At 58.4% G+C, this 20,857-nt stretch carries 18 protein-coding genes and 4 tRNA genes; 6 read left to right on the plus strand and 16 right to left on the minus strand.

All coding sequences use genetic code 11. The annotated features are described in order from the left end of the window. Positions 1–13: 13 nt before the first annotated feature. Positions 14–580, minus strand: a complete 567-nt coding sequence (locus ABD827_RS08385) for a TetR/AcrR family transcriptional regulator (RefSeq protein WP_344964035.1) — start codon at positions 578–580, stop codon at positions 14–16. A gap of 228 nt (positions 581–808) precedes the next feature. Between ABD827_RS08385 and ABD827_RS08390 the strand changes: the two genes are divergently transcribed. The 5 genes from ABD827_RS08390 (at position 809) to ABD827_RS08410 (ending at position 2,425) form a co-directional block, all read left to right on the plus strand. Further along, a tRNA-Arg gene (locus tag ABD827_RS08390) sits at positions 809–885 on the plus strand. A gap of 28 nt (positions 886–913) precedes the next feature. Beyond that, positions 914–989: transfer RNA gene (locus ABD827_RS08395), tRNA-His, on the plus strand. A 33-nt stretch (positions 990–1,022) separates the two neighbouring features. Next, positions 1,023–1,108 (plus strand) — tRNA-Leu (locus tag ABD827_RS08400). Positions 1,109–1,173: 65 nt separating this feature from the next. Continuing rightward, positions 1,174–1,250 (plus strand) — tRNA-Pro (locus ABD827_RS08405). Between the two features lie 344 nt (positions 1,251–1,594). Then, positions 1,595–2,425, plus strand: a complete 831-nt coding sequence (locus tag ABD827_RS08410; protein ID WP_344964037.1) for an IclR family transcriptional regulator — start codon at positions 1,595–1,597, stop codon at positions 2,423–2,425. Positions 2,426–2,730: 305 nt separating this feature from the next. Here ABD827_RS08410 and ABD827_RS08415 read toward each other — a convergent pair whose 3' ends face one another. The 7 genes from ABD827_RS08415 to gcl form a co-directional block, all read right to left on the minus strand. Then, positions 2,731–3,969: a saccharopine dehydrogenase family protein gene (locus tag ABD827_RS08415; protein ID WP_344964039.1), complete on the minus strand. Its 1,239-nt coding sequence runs from the start codon at positions 3,967–3,969 to the stop codon at positions 2,731–2,733. A gap of 52 nt (positions 3,970–4,021) precedes the next feature. Further along, on the minus strand, positions 4,022–5,134 hold the full coding sequence (locus tag ABD827_RS08420) for a carboxynorspermidine decarboxylase (RefSeq protein ID WP_344964041.1): 1,113 nt from the start codon (positions 5,132–5,134) through the stop codon (positions 4,022–4,024). Positions 5,135–5,380: 246 nt separating this feature from the next. After that, entirely contained in the window at positions 5,381–6,763 is a 1,383-nt protein-coding gene (locus ABD827_RS08425; RefSeq protein WP_344964043.1) for a YfcC family protein, read from the minus strand. A 490-nt stretch (positions 6,764–7,253) separates the two neighbouring features. Next, positions 7,254–8,522 (minus strand): glycerate kinase type-2 family protein, encoded by a 1,269-nt coding sequence (locus ABD827_RS08430; protein ID WP_344964046.1) that lies wholly within the window; start codon positions 8,520–8,522, stop codon positions 7,254–7,256. Between the two features lie 176 nt (positions 8,523–8,698). Continuing rightward, positions 8,699–9,586 (minus strand): 2-hydroxy-3-oxopropionate reductase, encoded by an 888-nt coding sequence (locus ABD827_RS08435; protein WP_344964047.1) that lies wholly within the window; start codon positions 9,584–9,586, stop codon positions 8,699–8,701. A gap of 65 nt (positions 9,587–9,651) precedes the next feature. Next, complete coding sequence (gene hyi, locus ABD827_RS08440) at positions 9,652–10,434, minus strand: hydroxypyruvate isomerase (RefSeq protein WP_344964049.1); 783 nt, start codon at positions 10,432–10,434, stop codon at positions 9,652–9,654. A 67-nt stretch (positions 10,435–10,501) separates the two neighbouring features. After that, a complete protein-coding gene (gene gcl, locus ABD827_RS08445) occupies positions 10,502–12,277 on the minus strand; it encodes a glyoxylate carboligase (RefSeq protein ID WP_344964051.1) in 1,776 nt (591 codons plus the stop codon). 812 nt (positions 12,278–13,089) lie between these two features. Between gcl and phaP the strand changes: the two genes are divergently transcribed. Beyond that, positions 13,090–13,740: a TIGR01841 family phasin gene (gene phaP / locus ABD827_RS08450; RefSeq protein ID WP_298721458.1), complete on the plus strand. Its 651-nt coding sequence runs from the start codon at positions 13,090–13,092 to the stop codon at positions 13,738–13,740. Between the two features lie 49 nt (positions 13,741–13,789). Here the strand turns inward: phaP and phaR are convergent, their stop codons facing one another. Genes phaR through ABD827_RS08490 form a run of 8 tightly spaced genes read right to left on the minus strand, consistent with a single transcriptional unit; the run spans position 13,790 to position 20,704 of the window. Beyond that, positions 13,790–14,350, minus strand: coding sequence for a polyhydroxyalkanoate synthesis repressor PhaR (phaR, locus tag ABD827_RS08455; RefSeq protein ID WP_298721461.1), 561 nt, complete (start codon positions 14,348–14,350; stop codon positions 13,790–13,792). Positions 14,351–14,410: 60 nt separating this feature from the next. Further along, positions 14,411–15,820: an ATP-binding protein gene (locus ABD827_RS08460; RefSeq protein ID WP_344964055.1), complete on the minus strand. Its 1,410-nt coding sequence runs from the start codon at positions 15,818–15,820 to the stop codon at positions 14,411–14,413. After that, positions 15,820–16,485 carry a response regulator gene (locus ABD827_RS08465; protein ID WP_344964057.1) on the minus strand — a complete coding sequence of 222 codons (666 nt, stop codon included), beginning with the start codon at positions 16,483–16,485 and terminating at the stop codon, positions 15,820–15,822. The genes ABD827_RS08460 and ABD827_RS08465 overlap by 1 nt, the downstream gene beginning before the upstream one ends. 54 nt (positions 16,486–16,539) lie before the next feature. Continuing rightward, positions 16,540–17,151 (minus strand): tetratricopeptide repeat protein, encoded by a 612-nt coding sequence (locus ABD827_RS08470; protein ID WP_344964059.1) that lies wholly within the window; start codon positions 17,149–17,151, stop codon positions 16,540–16,542. Next, positions 17,148–17,957, minus strand: a complete 810-nt coding sequence (locus tag ABD827_RS08475) for an SDR family oxidoreductase (protein ID WP_344964061.1) — start codon at positions 17,955–17,957, stop codon at positions 17,148–17,150. The genes ABD827_RS08470 and ABD827_RS08475 overlap by 4 nt, the downstream gene beginning before the upstream one ends. Then, on the minus strand, positions 17,944–18,606 hold the full coding sequence (locus ABD827_RS08480) for an iron-containing redox enzyme family protein (protein ID WP_344964064.1): 663 nt from the start codon (positions 18,604–18,606) through the stop codon (positions 17,944–17,946). The genes ABD827_RS08475 and ABD827_RS08480 overlap by 14 nt, the downstream gene beginning before the upstream one ends. Continuing rightward, complete coding sequence (locus ABD827_RS08485; RefSeq protein WP_344964066.1) at positions 18,603–20,060, minus strand: AMP-binding protein; 1,458 nt, start codon at positions 20,058–20,060, stop codon at positions 18,603–18,605. Before ABD827_RS08485 ends, ABD827_RS08480 begins: the two co-directional genes overlap by 4 nt. Continuing rightward, positions 20,057–20,704, minus strand: a complete 648-nt coding sequence (locus ABD827_RS08490; protein ID WP_344964068.1) for a thermostable hemolysin — start codon at positions 20,702–20,704, stop codon at positions 20,057–20,059. The genes ABD827_RS08485 and ABD827_RS08490 overlap by 4 nt, the downstream gene beginning before the upstream one ends. Positions 20,705–20,857: the final 153 nt, after the last annotated feature.

Genomic DNA, 20,857 nt, shown 5'->3' on the forward strand with positions numbered 1-20,857 from the left:
AATTTGTTATTGATTAACGTTTAAGAATGGCATTCCAGCTGGCATCGAGCAGCTGCTGATAAAGATAATCATCGAGCTCGATACAGCCCTTGGTGCATTTCTGCGACAGCAGCATCAGGTTTTCGAGTGCCAGAAAGCCAAGCAGCTCGGCTGGCATATCCCGAAATAACCCGGCATCGCGGCCATGTTCAAAAAATTCGAAAACCGGTTTGAAGTAACGATCGCTCATCTGACGCTCCTCTTCCCTGTCAAACAGGGGAGAAGCTTCATACTGGATGCGGTAACAGAGACTGTCCGGATTGGCCTGCAGGTAGTGCAGGGTGTTGAGCCACAGCTGCCGAAACTGAGCATGGCTCGGTTCGGTGGTGTTGACGTTGTGCAGAATGGTGGCCGACACCTCGAGCAGTCGTTCTTCATGCACACAGCGCAGCAGGGTTTCTTTATCGGCAAAATAACGATAGATGGTACCGGTAGCGACGTTAGCCTGTTTGGCTACCAGTTGCATCGACATGCCCTGGAAGCCACAGTGAGCAATCAGGGTTTCTGCCGCAGCTAAAATACGTTCACGTTTGTCTGGCATGAGGCGACGGCTCTTTCAGTATGAGATGACTAATGAATGAACGTTCATTCATTTCGTGAATTCTAGGTCTTTTCATCTATAAGTCAATCGCCCACCGGGGCGCATAAGGTCAGCCTAGCTAAAAAAAACAGCACACTGCCGACAAAAGCACCATTCGGTGGCTTATTGTGAAAAAGTGCTGGACAAGAAAGAGGGTGGGTCTTAGTATTCGCGTCGTCCGAATGTAGAGCGCCCGTAGCTCAGCTGGATAGAGCGCTGCCCTCCGGAGGCAGAGGTCACAGGTTCGAATCCTGTCGGGCGCGCCATCTGGTATTGGACGAAGTATTGAAAATGGTGACCGTAGCTCAGTTGGTAGAGTCCCGGATTGTGATTCCGGTTGTCGCGGGTTCGAGCCCCGTCGGTCACCCCAGTTTCAGGCCACGGTCTGGAAGCAGTAGAAAATGCGAGGGTGGCGGAATTGGTAGACGCGCTAGCTTCAGGTGTTAGTGTCCTATGGATGTGGGGGTTCAAGTCCCCCCCTTCGCACCACTGCTTCAATAGGTTGTAATTGTTCTTAAAATAAGTACAATGCACAGAGTTGAAAAGTAAGACTTCGGCGTTTAGCGCAGCTTGGTAGCGCATCTGGTTTGGGACCAGAGGGTCGCAGGTTCGAATCCTGCAACGCCGACCAATTTAAAAAGCCAGCTCTTGTAGCTGGCTTTTTTCTGTCTGAAATTCACGAAGTATCTTAGCGCAGCTTGGTAGCGCATCTCGTGTCTTGGGAATAAGCGGACCAGAGAGTGTGTTTTCGCAGGTTCGAATCCTGCAACGCCGACCAATTTAAAAAACCAGCCATCAGGCTGGTTTTTTTTCGTCCGCGAATCATCAACAACGGGGCCAGGCACCAATCCTGCTCCTCACCATCTTCTGCCGAGTTCGGCACCTCTCGCTTCCACCGCCTTCAAACACAAACAGGACTTGGCGGCCGAATAACCATACAATGGCAGTCAAGTATCTGTAGATCATGGTTTATTCATGGCCGAAGAAATAAAACATAAAAAACCGAAAACCACCAAGTCGGGCGGCGCCACTCAGGTGCAGTCCCTTTCTCGTGCCCTGTTGCTGCTTGAACGCCTGGCGGCGTCCGACATGGGCATGTCGCTGACCGAAGTGGCCGCCAGCCTGGGATTGGCGCCCTCTACCGCCCATCGCCTGCTCAACAGCCTGCGTAGTCACGACTTTGTCGATGTGGATGAAACCCAGGGTCTGTGGAGCATAGGCGTTAATGCCTTTTCCATCGGCAACGCCTACCTCAAGAAGCGTGATGTGATTGCCCAGTCCCGGCCCTTCATGAAGCGGCTGGTGGCCGAAACCGGCGAAACCTCCAATCTGGCGATACTGGAGCAGGACAGGGTCGTTTATGTGGGGCAGGTAGAGTCCCCCCAGACCATGCGCATGGTGGTGTCATTGGGTAGCAGCTCGCCGCTGCACGCCTCCGGCGTGGGCAAGGCGCTGCTGTCGGTGATACCGTCGAAAGAAGCGATGGCGCTGATCCGGCAAACCGAGATGACTGCCTTTACCGAGCATACCATTACCCGTTATGAGCAGTTCGAGCAGGAGCTGGGCCGCATTCATCAACAGGGTTATTCGCTGGATGATGAAGAGCAGTTCGAGGGCCTGCGCTGCATCGCCGCCAATATCTATAACGAATACGGTGAAGCGGTGGCCGCCATCTCCATTTCCGGCCCGGCGGTACGAGTGAAGCGCGAGCGCTTGCCTCAGCTCAGCACCCTGGTGATGGATGCGGCCCGGGAAGTCACTCATGCTATCGGCGGCAAGGTACCCAGCACCAGCCATAAGCGGTAAGCCGATAGAGTGTGTAGGTTGGCGATGAGCGCAGCGAATCCCAACATTCCGCAGCCGGCTTCGTGTTGGAATTCGCTACGCTCATTCGCAACCTACGACAGGAACAGGCAAGCGACACCGATGCTTCACGAAGGAGCAGTGGGGATTGCCGGAGCAGACCGTCACATGCCATGGATGGTATGTGCCGAGCGACCCATGGATGGGCTTGAAGCGTGTCGGCGGAGCGCAACCGCGCTGTTACTTCGCATAGCCAACAAAAAAGGCCAGTCCGGTGGACTGGCCTTTTGCTCATCAGGCGGCTGGGCTTATAAGCTCAGCGGGCGATCGCCCTGTTCGTCCTTGATGCGGGTCGGCAGACCCATTTCGTTGAGCAGGTTGATGAAGGGGCGGTGGGGCAGTTCTTCCACGTTGGCCATCTTCTTCACGTCCCACTCGCCGGTGGCGATCAGGATGGCGGCGGCCACCGGCGGTACACCGGCGGTGTAGGAAATGCCCTGGCTGCCCACTTCGGCATAGGCGTCGGCGTGATCGGCCACGTTGTAGATGAACACTTCCTTGTCCTTGCCGTCTTTCTTGCCCTTGACCACATCGCCGATGCAGGTCTTGCCGGTGTAGTCCGGGGCCAGTGAAGAGGGATCGGGCAGCACGGCCTTGACCACCTTCAGCGGTACCACGTCCAGGCCCTCGGCGGTTTTCACCGGTTGCTCGGACAGCAGGCCCAGATTCTTCAGCACGGTAAACACGTTGATGTAGTGCTCGCCAAAGCCCATCCAGAAACGCACATTGGGTACGCCCAGGTTCTGGGACAAAGAGTGCACTTCATCGTGACCGGTCATGTAGCTGGTCTGGCTGCCTACCACCGGCAGATCGTCGGTGCGCTTCACTTCGAACATCTGGTTCTGCACCCACTCGCTGTTCTGCCAGGACCAGACCCGGCCGGTGAACTCGCGGAAGTTGATTTCAGGATCGAAGTTGGTGGCAAAGTAGCGGCCGTGGCTGCCGGCGTTGATGTCGATGATGTCGATGGACTCGACGCTGTCGAAGTACTCGTTGAATGCCGCCGCCGCATAGGCGTTGACCACACCCGGATCGAAACCGGCACCCAGAATGGCGGTAATGCCGTTGTCGGCACACAGCTGCTTGCGCTTCCACTCGTAGTTGGCGTACCAGGGCGGCGTTTCGCAGATCTTGGCCGGATCTTCGTGAATCGCGGTGTCCAGATAGGCGGCACCGGTCTCGATACAGGCCTGCAGCACCGACATATTGATGAAAGCCGATCCGACATTGATCACCAGTTGCGACTGTGTTTTGTCAATCAACGCCTTGGTGGCTTCGATATCGAGCGCATCCAATGCGTGGGCTTGCAATTCACCGGCAACCTTGAGGCTGCCCTTTTCCCGCACGCTGTCGACGATTTGCTGACATTTCTCGACAGTACGCGAGGCGATATGGATGTTACCCAGAACATCGTTATGCTGCGCACATTTGTGGGCAACAACCTGGGATACACCACCGGCACCAATAATCAGAACGTTTTTCTTCATTTTCTTCCTCTGGAGCCTCCTTGGAAAGGCTTAGTTGGGGTTACTCCATGCCTCAGGAGAGGCTGTTCACAAAGTCGTCGAACGTAAACTCCTTGACCGTGGTCACGGTACCATCGAGTTCACGAACGGCAATGGCGGGCATCTTGACGCCATTGAACCAGTTTTTCTTGACCATGGTATAGCCGGCGGCGTCGATAAAGGACAGACGGTCACCGACCTTGAGCTCGCGCTCGAATTTGAATTCGCCGAAGATATCGCCGGCCAGGCAGGACTTGCCGCACACCATGTATTCTAGCTCACCCTCGTTGGGCGCCATTTTGGCCGACTCGCGGTAGATCAGCAGATCGAGCATGTGCGCTTCGATGGAGCTGTCCACTATGGCCAGCTGCTTGCCGTTATAGAGGGTGTCGAGCACCGTCACCTCGAGCGAGGTGCTCATGGTGATGGAAGCTTCGCCGGGCTCGAGGAACACCTGTACCCCGTAACGCTCGGCAAACGCCTTGAGGCGGGCGCAGAACTGGTCCAGCGGATAGTCATCGCCGGTAAAGTGAATACCGCCGCCCAGGCTGACCCAGTTGATTTGCGGCTGTTCCAGCAGGTTGCCGAACTTGTCTTCGATTTCGCACAGCATGCGGTCGAACAGGGCAAAGTCGCTGTTCTCGCAGTTGTTGTGAATCATGAAGCCGGAGATCCGGTCGATGACGGTAGCGACCTTGTTCGCATCCCATTCACCCAGACGGCTGAAGGGACGGGAAGGGTCGGCAATCAGAAATTCCGAGCTGGATACGCCGGGGTTGAGGCGCAGGCCGCGCACATGGCGGGCGGAGGCGTCGCTGAAACGCTCGAGCTGACCGACAGAGTTGAAAATGACCTTGTCGGAGTGGGCCAGCACTTCCTCAATTTCGTCATCGGCGTAGGCCACGCTGTAGGCGTGGGTTTCACCGCCAAACTTGAGTTTGCCGAGTTTGACTTCGTTGAGGGAGGACGAGGTAGTGCCGTCCATGTATTGGCTCATCAGATCGAAGACCGACCAGGTGGCAAAACATTTCAGAGCCAGCAGCGCCTTGGCGCCGGAGTGTTCGCGCACATAGGCGATCTTCTCCATGTTGCGCAGCAGCTTGCTTTTGTCGATGAGATAGTACGGCGTCTTGATCACCTGAGTCATACCCTCTTGCTCGGTTTAACCGCCCGGCCGCAGCTCGGGAAATTTAAAGCGCGTGATTATAGTGGAAAGGGGGGGATGCTTCGAGCAAAAAGTGTAGTAGCCTCTCGTCCGGTTTAGCTAAATCGTGAGCCCGGTCGATAAAAACCCGGTTGCCCATCACGTCACTGGCGACCGTTGTAGACATGGAATAAAGAAATAAGGCTTCCCGCAGGAAGCCTTATGGTGCATGTAAGCGGGTTTATGTTTTCAGCCCACCCATTGGGTTGCTTGTGCGAAGACAAGGAAGCCCATGGCGATGGCGATCCATGCCGCGAACAGAGGCAGGAAAAACTTGACCCATTTATTCCAGGTCACACCAGCCAGAGCCAGGGTCGCCATGAAGTAACCGGAAGTGGGATACAGGATATTGCCCAGCCCATCGCCGAGCTGGTAAGCCAGCACGGCGGTCTGGCGAGTAACGCCGACCAGATCCGACAGCGGGGCCATAATGGGCATGGTCACCAGCGCCTGGCCGCTGCCCGAGGGAATCACGAAGTTGAAACCCAGCTGAGCGAAAAACATGCCGATGGCCGAAAGGATGGCCGGAAAGCCGCCGACCAGGTTACCCAGGCCGTAGACCAGGGTGTCCATAATCTGGCCTTCTTCCAATATCACGGCTACTGCCCGGGCGATACCGCAAATCATGGCACCGACCAGCACGTCTCGGAAACCTTCGTTGAAGCCTTCGCTGATATCTTCGGTTTTAAGGCCGGCAATCAGACCTACCACCACACCCATGATGATAAACAGGCCAGCCATTTCCATCATGAACCAGCCGCGGGTCATTACCCCCCACACCAGCAGACCAAAGAAGCCGAAGGCAGCGAGTGAGGCCCACTTCTGACGTGTCGTGGCGGTCAGTGCCGTCTCGCTGGCACTGTGCAGGTAACGGGCACGCTTTTCCTTTTCTTTAGCATCATCGCCCATCAGGCTCAGTGCAGGATTATTGCGTACCTTGAGCGCATAGCGGGTGACATAGAAGATACCGATCAGCAAGATAACTGCAAAAGCCAGGGCGCGTAGCAGCATGCCCGAGTAAACGGGCAGATCAGCCAGTTGTTGACCCAGACCGGTGTTAATGGGGTTGAGCACGCCGGTGGTAAAGCCAGCGGTGGTGGCACATAAGGCCACACCGGCGGCGGTGATAGAGTCGAAGCGAAGGGCAATCATCAACGGCAGGATAACCGGCACATAGACCAGAGCCAGCTCTTGGGTACCAATAAGGGTGGCGATGACAGCAAAGGTGGTCATCAACACCGGAATGATCACTATGGTGTTATTTGCGAAGCGGCGGGTCAGCTTGTCGACCCCGATCTCGATGATACCGGTGCGGCGCAGCACCATGAACATGCCGCCGATCATGAAGGTGAAGAATACTACTGTGCCCGCATCCATAAGTCCTTTGGGAATGGCGAGCATGAAGTCGACCGCACCGACCGGATTGGACTCGATCATCTGATATGAGTTGGGGTCTATGGTGGTTCGTCCGTTGGGTCCGGGTATGCGATCGTACTGGCCCGCAGGCACTATATAGGTGAGAACTGCGGCAATGGCACTGAACACAAACAAGATAACGTAGATATGCGGCATCTCGAATGATTTCTTTTTCTTTGCTGCGCTTGCGGCGGACATCTGATTCGATTGAGGTATCGGCTCCATGGTTTATCCCTTACTTGTATCAAGAGTTGTTGTAATCCGGTTTCGTCCTTACGGCACAGCGAAAACCATCACCCTGTGTTTAGGCAGAAAGCAGGCAATGTCAGAAGTACTCGTATGGATATTAATAACGATTGTAAAACACTCTGGCAACATTTTAGGGAGGTATTTCCACAGTGTGGAATGTGGGTTGTAAATTTGAGTTTTAACAATGGAACTATGATGAAAAATATGAAGGAAGGGGACGGTGATCCATTACTCACTTAAGCAACTTATCTTGTTGCTTAATATGCCATTATGAGAAATGGCTCGGTTGGTTTTAATTTGCGGATTCCGGGCCGAAGCTTGATGTGGCTGGTATTCGGGGATAAAGAGTAGGGAAAATGACCGCTGATTGGAGCGGTCATTTTTATATCAAAGTGAATTACTTCGGCAACACCAGAATGGCGCGGAAGTCGTTGACGTTGGTGCGGGTCGGGCCGGTTTCCACCAGGGCATTCAGCTGAGAGAAGAAGGCGTAGCTGTCGTTGTTGGCCAGGTACTCTTCGGCTTTCAGTCCGGCCGCTTCCGCCCGGGTGAACAGCTCGGGGTCGATAATGGCGCCGGCGTTGTCTTCCACGCCGTCGATGCCGTCGGTATCGGCCGCCAGGGCATAAACACCGGCCTGGCCCTTGAGTTCGTTGAACAGGCTCAGGGTGAATTCGCTGTTGCGTCCGCCGCGGCCGTTACCCTTGATGGTTACCGTGGTTTCACCGCCGGACAAAATCACGCAGGGCGCCGGAATCGGCTGGCCACATTTCTGAATCTGCTTGGCGATGGCGGCATGTACCTTGGCCACCTCGCGTGACTCACCTTCGATGCAGTCACCCAGTACCAGCGGCGTGATGTTCAGCTCGCGGGCCTTGGCGGCCGCGGCGTCCAGAGCATCCTGCGGGGTGGCAATCATGTGGAACTCGGCCTTGTTCAGGCGTACGTCGCCGGGCTTGACGGTTTCTGACTCCGGGTTCTGCAACCAGCTGCGCACATGCTCGCCCACGTCGATGCCGTAGCTGTCGAGAATGGCCTGAGCCTGGGCCGAAGTGGTCGGATCCGCCACGGTGGGGCCGGAGGCAATCACGGTCGGCTCGTCGCCGGGCACGTCGGAGATGCCGAGGGCAATCAGGCGGGCCGGGTAGGTGGCGGCGGCCAGGCGGCCACCCTTGATGCCGGACAGGTGCTTGCGCACGCAGTTCATTTCATCGATGGCGGCACCGGATTTGAGCAGCGCCTTGTTGATGGACTGCTTGTCGGACAGGGTCAGACCCGGCGCCGGCAGACTCAGCAGAGAAGAACCGCCACCGGACAGCAGGCAAATCACCAGATCGTCTTCGCCGAGGGCGGAAACCAGCTCCAGCATGCGACGACCCACGCGCTCACCGGCATCATCCGGTACCGGGTGGGCGGCTTCGATGATCTCGATGCGTTCGCACGGGGCGCCGTGATCGTAGCGGGTCACGACCATGCCGGACAGTTCACCTTCCCAGATGGCATCCAGTTCGGCAGCCATGGATGCGGCAGCTTTGCCGGCACCGATGACAACGGCTTTTTGACGAGTATCCTTGGGCAGGTATTCGGCCAGGTTACCCTTGGGCAGGGCGGCCGCAACGGCGCTGTCGAATAACTGCTGTAACAACTCCTTGGGGTGGATATCCATTGCAATACTCCTGAAAAAACGGCTGTCGTTATTTTACGCTTATAGAGGTGGGGCAGCACAATCGGCAATCAAGAACTAACACAAAGCCCCCTGAGTGAAAGTCTGCGCTTGCCGATGCCTGCCCCGATTCAGACCGATTCGCGACCGAAGCCTAAAGGTCGCGAACCGGTAAAGGCTTATTCGCCGCGGATGTTGTGGTTGGCCAGATGCTCCAGCGCCTTGACCATGCCGGAGTGATCCCAACCGGCACCGCCCAGGGCGTTACAGGTGTTGAACAGTTCCTGAGCACCGGCGGTGTTGGGCAGAGAGACACCCAGTTCGCGAGCGCCGCTCAGCGCCAGGTTCAAATCTTTCTGGTGCAGGGCAATACGGAAGCCCGGGTCGAAGGTACCCTTGACCATACGCTCGCCGTGTACTTCCAGGATCTTGGAAGAAGCGAAACCGCCCATCAGTGCTTCACGCACCTTGGCAGGATCGGCACCGGCCTTGGAAGCGAATACCAGCGCTTCGGCAACGGCTTCGATGTTCAGCGCTACGATGATCTGGTTGGCCACCTTGGTGGTTTGACCGTCGCCGTTACCACCGACCAGGGTGATGTTCTTGCCCATGGCGTCGAACAGCGGCTTGACCTTGTCGAAGACGGACTGCTCGCCACCCACCATGATGGTCAGCGCGGCGTTGATCGCGCCCACTTCACCACCGGATACCGGAGCATCCAGGTAATCGGCACCGGTTTCGTTTACGCGCTTGGCGATTTCCTTGGTGGCGATCGGAGAGATGGAAGACATGTCGATCACGATCTTGCCGGCGGTCAGGCTTTCGGCAACGCCGTTGGCACCGAACAGTACGTCTTCAACCTGAGGCGTGTTAGGCACCATGGTGATGATGACTTCTGCTTCCTGAGCAACGGCAGCCGGCGTGGCCAGCGCAATGCCGTTGTCACCCAGCAGGTCGGCCGGAGCCTTGTTGTAATGCTCGGAGAAATACAGGGTGTGACCCGCTTTTTGCAGGTTGGCAGCCATGGGCTTGCCCATGATACCGGTACCGATAAAACCAATTTTCATGTTCTTTTCCTCTTGTCTTGCGGCGCCGGCACTACCGACGCCAGGAGAAATCAGATGTTCGAGACTCAGACTACGCCGTGGGTCTTCAACCAGCCCAGACCTTCTTCGGTGGTAGTGGCCGGCTTGTACTCGGCGCCTACCCAACCCTGGTAACCCGCTTTGTCCAGGAACGCGAAGATGTTGTGGTAGTTCAGTTCACCGGTGCCCGGCTCGTGACGGCCCGGGTTATCAGCCAGCTGAATGTGGTTGATGATGCCCAGGTTCTTCTCGATGGTCGGGATGATGTCCCCTTCCATGATCTGCATGTGGTAGATGTCATACTGGAAAGCCAGGTTGTCGGAACCCACTTTCTCGATGATATCCAGCGCCTGCTGCGTGTTGTTCAGGAAGAAGCCGGGAATGTCACGGGTGTTGATCGCTTCGGCAATCAGCTTGATGCCCGCTGCTTCCAGCTTGTCGGCAGCAAACTTCAGGTTGGCCACGAAGGTCGCTTCCGCTTCTTCGTAAGACACACCGGCAGGCTGAATACCGGCCAGGCAGTTAATCTGGGTGTTGCCCAGTACCTTGGCGTATGCAATGGCCTTGTCTACGCCAGCCAGGAATTCTTCTACCCGATCCGGGTGACAGGCGATACCGCGCTCACCACCGTTCCAGTCACCGGCAGGCAGGTTGAACAGCACCTGAGTCAGGCTGGTGGCGTCCAGTTTGGCCTTGATCTCTTCGGCAGAGAAGTCATAGGGAAACAGGTATTCAACACCCTGGAAGCCGGCTTTGGCGGCGGCGTCGAAACGATCCAGAAAGTCGACTTCGGTAAACAGCATCGACAGGTTGGCAGCTAATTTCGGCATTGCGATGTCCTTTGTTCAGTTGGGGGCAAGAACAAGCCCGGTCGCGTGACCGGGCTTCATGTCACTATCAGTCGAGCAGAGAGATAGCAGTCGGGGCGTCAAGGCCTTTTTCTGCCAGTGCTTCAAACTCGTTGACGGCGTCGATTTCAACGCCCATAGAGACGTTGGTAACGCGCTCGAGGATAACTTCAACCACTACCGGTACAGAGAACTCGGCCATCAGCTTCTTGGCTTGTTCCAGGGCAGGAGCGATTTCTTCCGGCTTGAATACGCGGATGGCTTTACAACCCAGGCCTTCAACCACTTTCACGTGGTCAACGCCGTACTCGCCCAGCTCGGGAGAGTTGATGTTTTCGAACGACAGCTGAACACAGAAGTCCATGTCGAAGCCACGCTGTGCCTGACGGATCAACCCTAAGTAGGAGTTGTTTACCAGTACGTGGATGTACGGCAGTTTGAATTGGGCGCCAACGGCCAGTTCTTCGATCATGAACTGGAAGTCGTAGTCACCGGAAATGGCGACGACGTTGCGAGACTTGTCTGCAGCACAAACACCCAGAGCGGCAGGAATAGTCCAACCCAGCGGGCCGGCCTGACCACAGTTGATCCAGTTACGCGCGCTATACACGTGCAGGAACTGGGCAGCGGCGATTTGAGACAAACCGATGGTGGATACATAGGTAGTATCGCGGCCAAAGACCTTGTTCATTTCCTGGTATACGCGCTGCGGTTTAACCGGCACGTTGTCGAAGTTGGTCTTGCGCTGCATGGTGCGCTTGCGTTCCTGACACTCGGCAACCCAGGCAGAGCGATCTTTCAGCTTGCCAGCCGCTTTCCACTCTTTGGCTACTTCGATGAACAGCTCCAGAGCGGCGCCGGCGTCGGATACGATACCCAGATCCGGGCAGAATACGCGACCAATCTGAGTCGGCTCGATATCTACGTGGACGAACTTGCGGCCCTTGGTGTAAACATCAACAGAACCGGTGTGACGGTTGGCGAAACGGTTACCCAGACCCAGTACGAAGTCGGATGCCAGCATGTTGGCGTTACCGTAGCGGTGTGAAGTCTGCAGACCACACATACCGGCCATCAGCTCGTGATCGTCGGGAATGGTGCCCCAGCCCATCAGCGTCGGGATGACCGGCACGTTAACCAGTTCGGCAAACTCGGTCAGCATGGCATCGGCGTTGGCGTTGATAACACCACCACCGGAAACCAGCAGCGGCTTGTCTGACTCGTTCAGCATGGTCAGCGCTTTTTCGATCTGAATGCGATTGGCAGCCGGCTTGTAGGCAGTCATCGACTGGTAGGCTTCGGCATCGAATTCGATTTCGGCCATCTGCACGTCGAACGGCATGTCGATCAGCACGGGACCCGGACGACCGGAGCGCATGATGTGGAACGCCTGCTGGAAAGTACCGATCAGCTGAGCCGGCTCCAGTACTGTGATGGCCCACTTGGTGACCGGCTTGGCGATAGACTCGATGTCTACGGCCTGGAAGTCTTCTTTGTGCATGCGAGCACGCGGCGCCTGGCCGGTGATGCACAGAATGGGAATGGAATCAGCCATGGCCGAGTACAGACCGGTGATCATGTCGGTACCGGCAGGGCCGGAAGTACCGATACACAGACCGATGTTACCCGGGTTGGCACGGGTATAGCCTTCGGCCATGTGAGAGGCGCCTTCAACGTGGCGGGCCAGTACGTGCTCGATGGTACCCAGGCCACGCAGTGCTGCGTAGAAGGGGTTGATCGCGGCGCCGGGAACGCCAAAGGCTTTAGTTACACCTTCCAGCTCAAGGATTTTGGCGACTGCCTCGATTGCTTTCATTTTAGCCATAATCGGTATCCATTCATCTGAGGTGCTCTCGGCACCGTTGTTGGTTGTCCTGATATTCGGCACGCAGTTTCGCTTGGTGGGGCGATTAACAACCACGTAACCCTTAGCTTGATGATACAAAAAAAACTGTGACGATCAACATGTTTTTGGAAATCATTTTTACAATACGGAAATTGTTAAAACGAATCAGCCTGTTATCGCACCTGACTATTTTGTCGTTATTTTTTGTTTTTAAAGGAGTTTATTGCTGCGCTACCGACGTGGGAACGGATGTTCCGGGTGTGGCTGGGTGAGCGCAGAAGCCGGGAGCGAAGCTACCACCGGCGCACGGATGGTAACAATAATATTACCAAACAAACATTTGGTACAGGTTTGATTACAATTGTGTGAACAATTAACCCGTTTTTTTATATAAATGACGCCCCATAAATCTTGTGCAATACCGCAAGATACGTTGAGTGCGAGCCTTCTTAGTCTAGTTCGCTTTTGGCAGCTTGTGCGGGTCAGGCGCCGGCAGTTGATGTCGACCTGAGGCTGGGCCGCAACATGACGGGAAGAGGGAAGCCGTGGGAGTGGGGCGATAGCCGAACTCCTGTCATGCTGCGGTCATCTGCCACTGCGATGCTTTGCTGCAGGCACTGGACTTGACCGAGTACGAATTTGAATTGTGCGGCGCACAAAAAAGATCTTGTAAACGGCTTTTGTGCAGTGCAATATTAGTGGTGTGCGCCGAAGCCAAGAAAGTGGAGTGATGATGTTTTTCTTGCTGGCGTACCGGGCCTAGAGCCATTCCATTCTTCAGGAGATAAAAAATGTCATTGTTCGATTTTGATAAACTGCAAAACATCCAGCAAACCAACCTGAACCTGGTACAGGGTCTGACCAACAACCTGTTCGCCAGCGCCACCAAGCTGGGCAAGCTGCAGCAGGATTCACTGACCGAGCTGGGTGCCGCTCAGTTTGACTATGCCGGCAAGCTGCTGGCCGTGCGCGACATCAAGGATTTGTGCGAGCTGCAAAGCGCCTTCTTCAGCCCGACCGCCGTGCTGGATCGTCAATTGTCTTTCAACCGTGAAGTACTGGCCGTGCTGACCGATACCCAGCAGAAAGTAGGCGAGTTTACCGAGCAGCAAATTGCCGCCGGTAGCGAGCAGTTGAATCAGGCGATTGATCAGCTGGCAGGCCATGCCCCCGCCGGTACCGAGTCTGCCGTTACCGCGCTGAAGACCGCGGTAACCAGTGCCAACGAAGCCTATGATCAGGCCCAAAAAGCGGCCAAGAATGCCAGTGACATCGCCGACAAGGCCGTCAAGCAGGCTGCCGAGCAATCGGAGAAAGCGGTTCGTCAGGTTGCTGAAAACGCCGAAAAAGGCATCAGTGCCGCCACCAATGCTGCTGCGCAGCACGCCAGCAACGCCAACAGCAATGCAAAAACCGCACGTGGTTCAGCCAAGGCTAACTGATTAACAAAAACGACAAATAACAGCGGTTAGTTCGTTCAGACGATAAGGATTACTCCTTATCGTCTTTTTTTTCGTCTTTATTATCCGCGTTCCCGGTATCGTCGTTCGTGTTGTCGCTTTTGTTATCGGGCTGGTTGAAGCCGCCGAACAGGCCGAACATGTTCTGGGTGTTGAGGTAGAGGTTGCGTGACTGCTCCACATACTGGCGCATCATGTCCTGCATCATCGGCGCCTGGCTGTGCATGAACTGGGTCCAGGCCTGGGAAGACTGGGCGCCGGTCTGGGTCTGAATGTCGATCACCGACTGAATGCTTTCTTCCAGATAGCTGCCCAGCACCCCCTGAAAAGGGCCGTAGAAACGGATGATGTTCTTCAGCATGTCGCTGGAAAATATCGGGTCGCCGTCGCTTTCCGCTTCCTGAATGATCTGCAGCAGAATGCTGCGGGTAATGTCGTCGCCACTTTTGGCGTCCACCACCTGAAAGGGTTCTTCTTCCTGTACCAGCCGACGAATATCGACCAGGGTGACGTGGCTGCTGGTGTGGCTGTCATACAGGCGGCGGTTGGGGTACTTCTTGATGATGCGGATACTGTCCTGCGATTTTGACATGCGACACTGCTTCTCGGCGGATAGGTTTGACTGGCAGTGTATCCGAATCGCCCACAGCGCTCAATTTGCTGGCGGCGCCGGCAGATACACCCGGGCCCGCAAGCCACCGGCGGGCGCCCGATCCAGCGTGATTTGGGCTCGATGCAACGCCGCCGCCCGCCGCACTATGGCCAGGCCCAGTCCGGCACCGTCGCCCTGTTGCGGGTTGCCGCGAAAAAAGCGCTCCCACACTCGCGGTAACTGCTGTTCATCGAGGCCCGGCCCGTTATCGCCGATGGTTACCAGATACTGCCCCGGCAGCCGTTCCAGGCTCACCTCAATCACGCCCCCGTTCGGGGTGTAGCGAATGGCGTTGTCGATCAGGTTGCCGAACAGCAAGCCGAGCAGCACCGGTTGGCCGTAAAAGGGCGCCTCGATGTCGGCCGACAGACCGAGTTGCTGCTGTTTTTCCAGCGCCAGCGGGGCCAGCTCGGCCAGGGTATCGCGTAACAGGTGCTGCAGGGCCAGCGGCGTTTGCTCGGCGGCCTGCTGGTTGTCGAGCCGGGCCTGGGTCAGCAGCTGCTGTATCAGGCGGTCGCTGCGGCCCAGTGCTTTCAGCGCCTTGTACAGGGAGCCTTGCTGCGATTGCACCGAGTCGGCGGCCAGGGCATTTTCGATATGAATGCGCAGCACCGCCAGCGGGGTTTTCAGCTCGTGGGCCGCCTCGCTGGTAAACTGCTTTTCCCGCGCCAGGGTGTCGGCCAGGGCCAGCATCAGCCGGTTCAGCTCGCCGGTCAGCGGGGTCAGCTCCACCACCTTGTCGGCGGTGGTCAGCGGGCTCAGGTTGGTCGGGTGGCGCTGGCCGATGGCACGGGTCAGTTGTTGCAGCGGGCGCAGGCCGCGGGCCACCAGCCGCCACAGCAGCCACAGCAACAGCGGCAGCGTGAGCAGCGGCGGCAATATGGCGCGCAGCGCCAGCTTGCTGGCCAGTTCGCCGCGGACATCGTCCCGTTCGGCCACAATCAGCCAGCGGTCGGTATCCAGGTCGTGCAGGGTAAAGATGCGCCAGTGATGGTCGCCATAGGCAATGGTGGCAAAGCCGGGGGCGGGGCGGGTAATGGGGTTGCCTGGTGCCGACGGCGAGCGCAGCAACAGCTGCCCGCCGGCACCCAGCAACTGAAAGTACAGCTTGCCTTCATATTCATGCCCGAGGGCGGTGGCTTCCTCGTCCTGCTCTTCTGCGGGAGTGGCGGGTGTCTGACCGCCGTGCCAGTCTTCATAAACGGTGCCGGCCGGCGGCAGCGTCTCGGCATGCAGCAGATAATCGCTTAGCAGGCGGTCGGTAATGCGGGCCGACTGGGCCAGGCGGGCATCGAACAGTTCTTCCAGCTCGTGGCTGGCATCCAGGTAGCCGACCAGCGACGACAGTCCCAGGCTGACGCTGACTACCAGCAGCACCCCGGCGAGCAGAAAACGACGAATGGATCGCATCAGCTCGCCAGCCGTTCGACGATATAGCCGACGCCGCGAATATTGCGGATTAGATCCGGATAGAATTTTCTGCGCAGGTGGTGAATATGTACCTCGACCGCATTGCCGGCGGCGGTTTGCTCCCAGCCGTACAGCCGCTGTTCCAGCTGCTCCTTGCTGAACACCCGGCCGGCATTGAACACCAGCTCCTGCAACAGCTTGTATTCATGAGGGGTGAGCTTGACCGGCTCGCCCCGGTAGCTGGCCTGGTGAGAGTCGGGGCACAGCTCTATGTCGCCGTGCTGCACCCGCGCCTGGGCCTGCCCCTGGCTGCGGCGCACCAGGGCGCGCAACCGGGCATTGAGTTCCTGCAGGGCAAAGGGTTTGACCAGATAATCATCGGCGCCGCCGTCCAGCCCGCGTACCCGGTCGTTAAGGTCGTCGCGGGCGGTGAGGATCAGCACCGGCAGCCGGTGTCCGGCCTTGCGCAGGCGCAGCAGCAACTGCTGGCCGTCGATATCGGGCAGGTTGAGATCCAGGATCAGGGCGGCAAACTCCTCGTTCTTGAGCGCGTCCAGCGTCGGCAGGCCGCGGGTCAGCCAGTCGACGGTATAGCCGCTGCCGCGCAGGGCATCGACCAGACCATCGCCCAGCATCAAATCATCTTCCACCAGCAATACGCGCATCACTATTCCCTGTCGACCGGTTATGTGGTTTGAGGATCAACCCGGCCAGCTACGTTATCGGCTCTCGAGGCGCCGTTCAATCTCTTTGCGTCGACTCCGATCGGCCAGTTCCCGGCCGGGACGCGGTGCGGCCTGCAGCGCCTTGTTCAGATATGCCTTCGCTTCACTGGCCTTGCCCTGCTGCAACAGGAAGTCGCCGTAGAAAAAGTTGGGGTCAATGCCATCGGGATTCACCACCAGTGCCTTGCGCAGCAACTGTTCGGCCTGGTCGTCGTCACCAAATCCGACCGGCCAGCCCGGTACCTGATAATAGAGCGAGCCCAGGCTGGTGTAGGCCGAGCCGTCCAGCGCCTTGTCATCCTGCTTCAGTGCCCGCTCCAGCCGGCTTTTGGCATCTTTCACCAGCTTGAGTGCGCCCAGCCCGCCCCTGGCGCCGGCCCAGGTGCTTTTGACGATGGCCGACCAAATCAGCAGATCGGTGCGCTGGGGGTTGGCGGAGCTGGCCAGATCCGCCTTGATGCTGAGCGCGGCCAGGCAGTCTTCGCGCCGATCGTCCACCAGCTGATACTGACAGTGGGCCCACTGTTGCTGAATGGGCTCAAGCCGGTCGGCGGCCTGCGCCAGAGGGGTAGCCAGCAGCAGACTGAATAAAATGACGTTTTTCATGATTTTGCTTCCTTGTCACAATGGTGTTCGGCGTAGCGGGCAATCACGGCGGTTTGTTTGGCCAGGCCACGGTCCAGCAGGCCGGGGAACAGGGCGTTCACCCGTACCAGCAGCCATTCGGGCCAGCCCAGCCAGCGTTGCCGTTGTTCTTTTTGCAGTGCCATCATCGCCTGGGCTGCCACCAGTTCGGGGCTGTCGGTGTGGTTACCCAGGGCCTGATTCAGGTCGTATACCCGGCTTGAATTGAGGGTGGTGCGGGTGGCGCGAGGGGCAAAGTAGAGCACCTTGATGCGGCTGTCGGCCAGCTCCCGGCCCAGCGCTTCGCTAAAGCCGCGCAGGCCGAACTTGCCGGCGCAGTACACGCTGTAACCGGGATAACCGATGCCGCCAAAGGCCGAGCCGATGTTCATGACCAGGCCCGGGCGCCGCAGCCAGGGCAGCAGCTCGCGGGTCAGCAAAATGGGCGCGGTCAGGTTAAGCGCCAGCTGCTCGCTTATCTGCTCCTGCGCCTGATCTTCCAGCCAGGCAAAATGACTGGTGCCGGCGTTGTTGATCAGCACATCCAGACCACCGGCCTTCTGCACCGCCTGCAGCAGGGCTGGCCTTTGCTCTGTCCGCAGCAGGTCGGCCACCACTATGCTGTGTTGCCCCGGCTCAGGCAGTCCGGCCAGCAGCCGGTTGAGACGCGTGCGATCCCGGCCCTGCAGCAACAGCCGGGCACCGGCGGCGGCCAGCTCTTGCGCCAGCGCCGCGCCAATGCCACCGCTGGCACCGGTCAGCAGTACGGTTTTATCACGCAGCCTCATCACCGACCTCCAGCGCGCGCAGCATGTCGCCATACAGACGGTACACGATGCGGGCGGCATGAATGATGGCCGCCTGATCGGCGGGCTCGCTGACCTTGTTCATCAGGCTTTCGAAGAAACGCAGGTGTTCCTGATCCAGGGCGCCGTGCGAGCTGAGGTAGCTCATGGCCTGCTCCGGCAATTGCAGCCCCCGTTGCAGCTGTTCGGCCACGGTCAGGGCAATGGCCACACTGGTGCCTTCCAGCACCTGCACCATGCCGAACAGCGCCATGGGGTTGCCGCGATCGATCTGGTGGTAGAGAAAGGCCACCATCAACTCGATGTCGGCGCCGGGCCGGCCGTGGCGCACCGCCTCGGCATTGGCACCACAGGCGTTAATGTCGTTGAGTATCCATTCCTGATGGCCAACTTCCTCTGCTATGTATTCCACCAGTGCCTCGCGCACCCATTCGTGGCTGGCGGGCAGGCGGGCGCCACAGGCCATCAGCAGCGGCACCGTATGACGAACATGGTGGTAGGCCTGGGTAAGAAAGGCGACGTAGCTGTTGAGGGCGATGTCGCCGCGCTGGCAGGCGGCAATGATAGGGGCGCTGAGCAGGTATTCCCGTTCGGTGGCGGTGCCGTGCTGCAGCTGTAGGTAAAAGCTCATGCGGATACTCCCGTGAGGTGTTGAATTTGCGTGGCAAAGGCCTGGCGGATCAGCGTGCGCCGGGGTCGACCATTGGCGGTAAGCAGGCCGGTGGCGGCCAGTGACGGTTCCGGCACCAGCCAGTGATGAATGCGGGCGTAATCGGGCAGGCGGTGATTGAGTTCGGCAATTTGCTCGGCCAGCGCCGCTTCCTGCCCGGGCACCGGCTGCACCAGCGCCACATTGGCGGGCAGGGCGTCACCCATGATCACCAGTCGGGCGATGGCAGAGCAGCCCTGGGCTTCGGCTTCTACCCATTCCGGCGAAAAGTTGCGGCCAAAGGCGGTGATTTGCACGTTTTTCTTGCGCCCGGTGATGTGCAGAAAGCCGTCGGCGTCGAGCCGGCCGAGATCACCGGTCGCTATCTCCGAGCCGAGGTCGGCGCTGGCCGAACCACCACTCAGATAGCCGAGCATGGTGGCACCGCGCACGCAGATTTCACCGTCGTCGGCGATGCGCACTCTGAGATGAGGCAGCGGGCGACCTACTGTGCCTGGGCGGTTGGCGGTGGGGGTGTTAAGCGCCACCACAGAGCCGCATTCCGACAGGCCGTAACCTTCTTGCGCCACAATACCCATGGCGCTGGCCTGTTGCAGCAGGGCGGGAGCCACCTTGCCGCCGCCCACCGCCACCAGCCGCAGCGAGTGGGCCAGCTGCGGCTGGTGATGACAGATCACCAGCAGCAAGCGCAGCAGCTCGGGCACCAGCACCAGGCTGTGGGGCTGCCAGCGTGCCAGCGCGGCGGCCAGTCGGGCCGGGTTCAGCTGGCTGCTGCCGGTGAAGCCCACCTCGGCCAGACCGGGCAGGCAGGCGCCGGCACCCAGCAGCAGCGGCACATACAGACCGGCCAGATTTTCCAGCAGGGTGGCCAGCGGCAGCAGCGTCATGTGCCGTTCAACCCGGCTGGAAGCCACACTCTGCGCCAGCGCTTGTGCTGTGGTGACCTGTAGCTCAAGGCTCAGGCAAACGCCCTTGGGCTGACCGGTGGTGCCCGAGGTATAGGTGATTTTGGCGGTGCCGGCGGGCAGCGGCGGCACCACTGTCGGCTGCTGGCGCCAGCAGGGCAGACCGGGCAGCAGGGTGCTTGGTTGCCAGCCCTCGACGGCGGGGCCGACCAGGGTATCGGCGCCGCTGCTTTCCAGCAGCCAGCGGCGCTGTTCGGCGCTGAAGAAACCGGGAACCGGAATCACCACTATGCCGGCCAGGGCGCAGGACAGGTCGAGCAATGCCCAGTCGATGCCGTTATCCAGCTGCAGTGCCAGCCGTTGTACTCCGGCCTGCGATAAGTGTTGTGCCTGTTGCTGCAGCGCGGGCCAGAGTTCGCCGTAAGTCAGCTGGCGGCCGGTTTCGCTCAGGGCCAGGGTGTGCGGATGGGTTTGTGCCAGTTCGACCAGCCGTTGCAACAGCGAATTCATTGCCAGGCCCTCGCATCGGCCGCGCCGTGCAGTGAAGGAGTGGGGGCGAGCAGCGGCAGCAGCAGGCTGTTGGCCGACAGAATATTGCGCCCTTCGGCCAGCCGACCGGCCATGACCATGGGCTGATGCTGGTAATAGTCGCCCCAGTGGTCGGCGTGATCGCCCACCCGTGCCGGCGAGGCCGCCGCCAGGGTAATTGGGCTGAGTTGCAGGCGGCGCAGGCTGTTGCGCAGCTTGCGGGTGCCGGTAAACATCACCCATTCCATGTTTTGCTGATACAGCAGCTGGCACATGGCGGCGAACATCAGCCGACCATTGCCGGGGGCGCTGGTGGCCAGGTTGCCGATTTCGGCGATGCCATCACGACGGGGGGCGTCATCCTGTATGGCGGCCAGTTGTTGTTCGGCCGGCAGGTCAAGATACTGTTCCAGATACAGGGGGCCGGTGGCGGCCAGTTGCAGGCCGCAGGCGGCCACCAGGGTATCGTCGGCCCGGTACAGGCCAATCAGCAGCGGCAGAAAGTGTGGAATGCGGGCGCGGAATTCGCGCAGATAAGCGTCGCCGATAAACGTTTGCAGGCTAGTAACCTGTTCGGGCGTGGTGGCGATCTGCATGGTATAGGGTGGGCGAATGTAGATACTCATAACGGCCTCCTCTGGACGTTATGAGAAAGCTTAACGGGGCAATCTTAAGCCAGACTTAAGCGCCGCGAAATGCAGCAAAAAAAGGCAGTGCTTGAATGTGTTGGGCCGGTATCTGCTATCATGCGCGCCACTTATTTTTTGATACTGTTTTTT

This window comes from Oceanisphaera sediminis (genome assembly GCF_039539745.1).
Lineage (GTDB): Bacteria > Pseudomonadota > Gammaproteobacteria > Enterobacterales > Aeromonadaceae > Oceanimonas > Oceanimonas sediminis.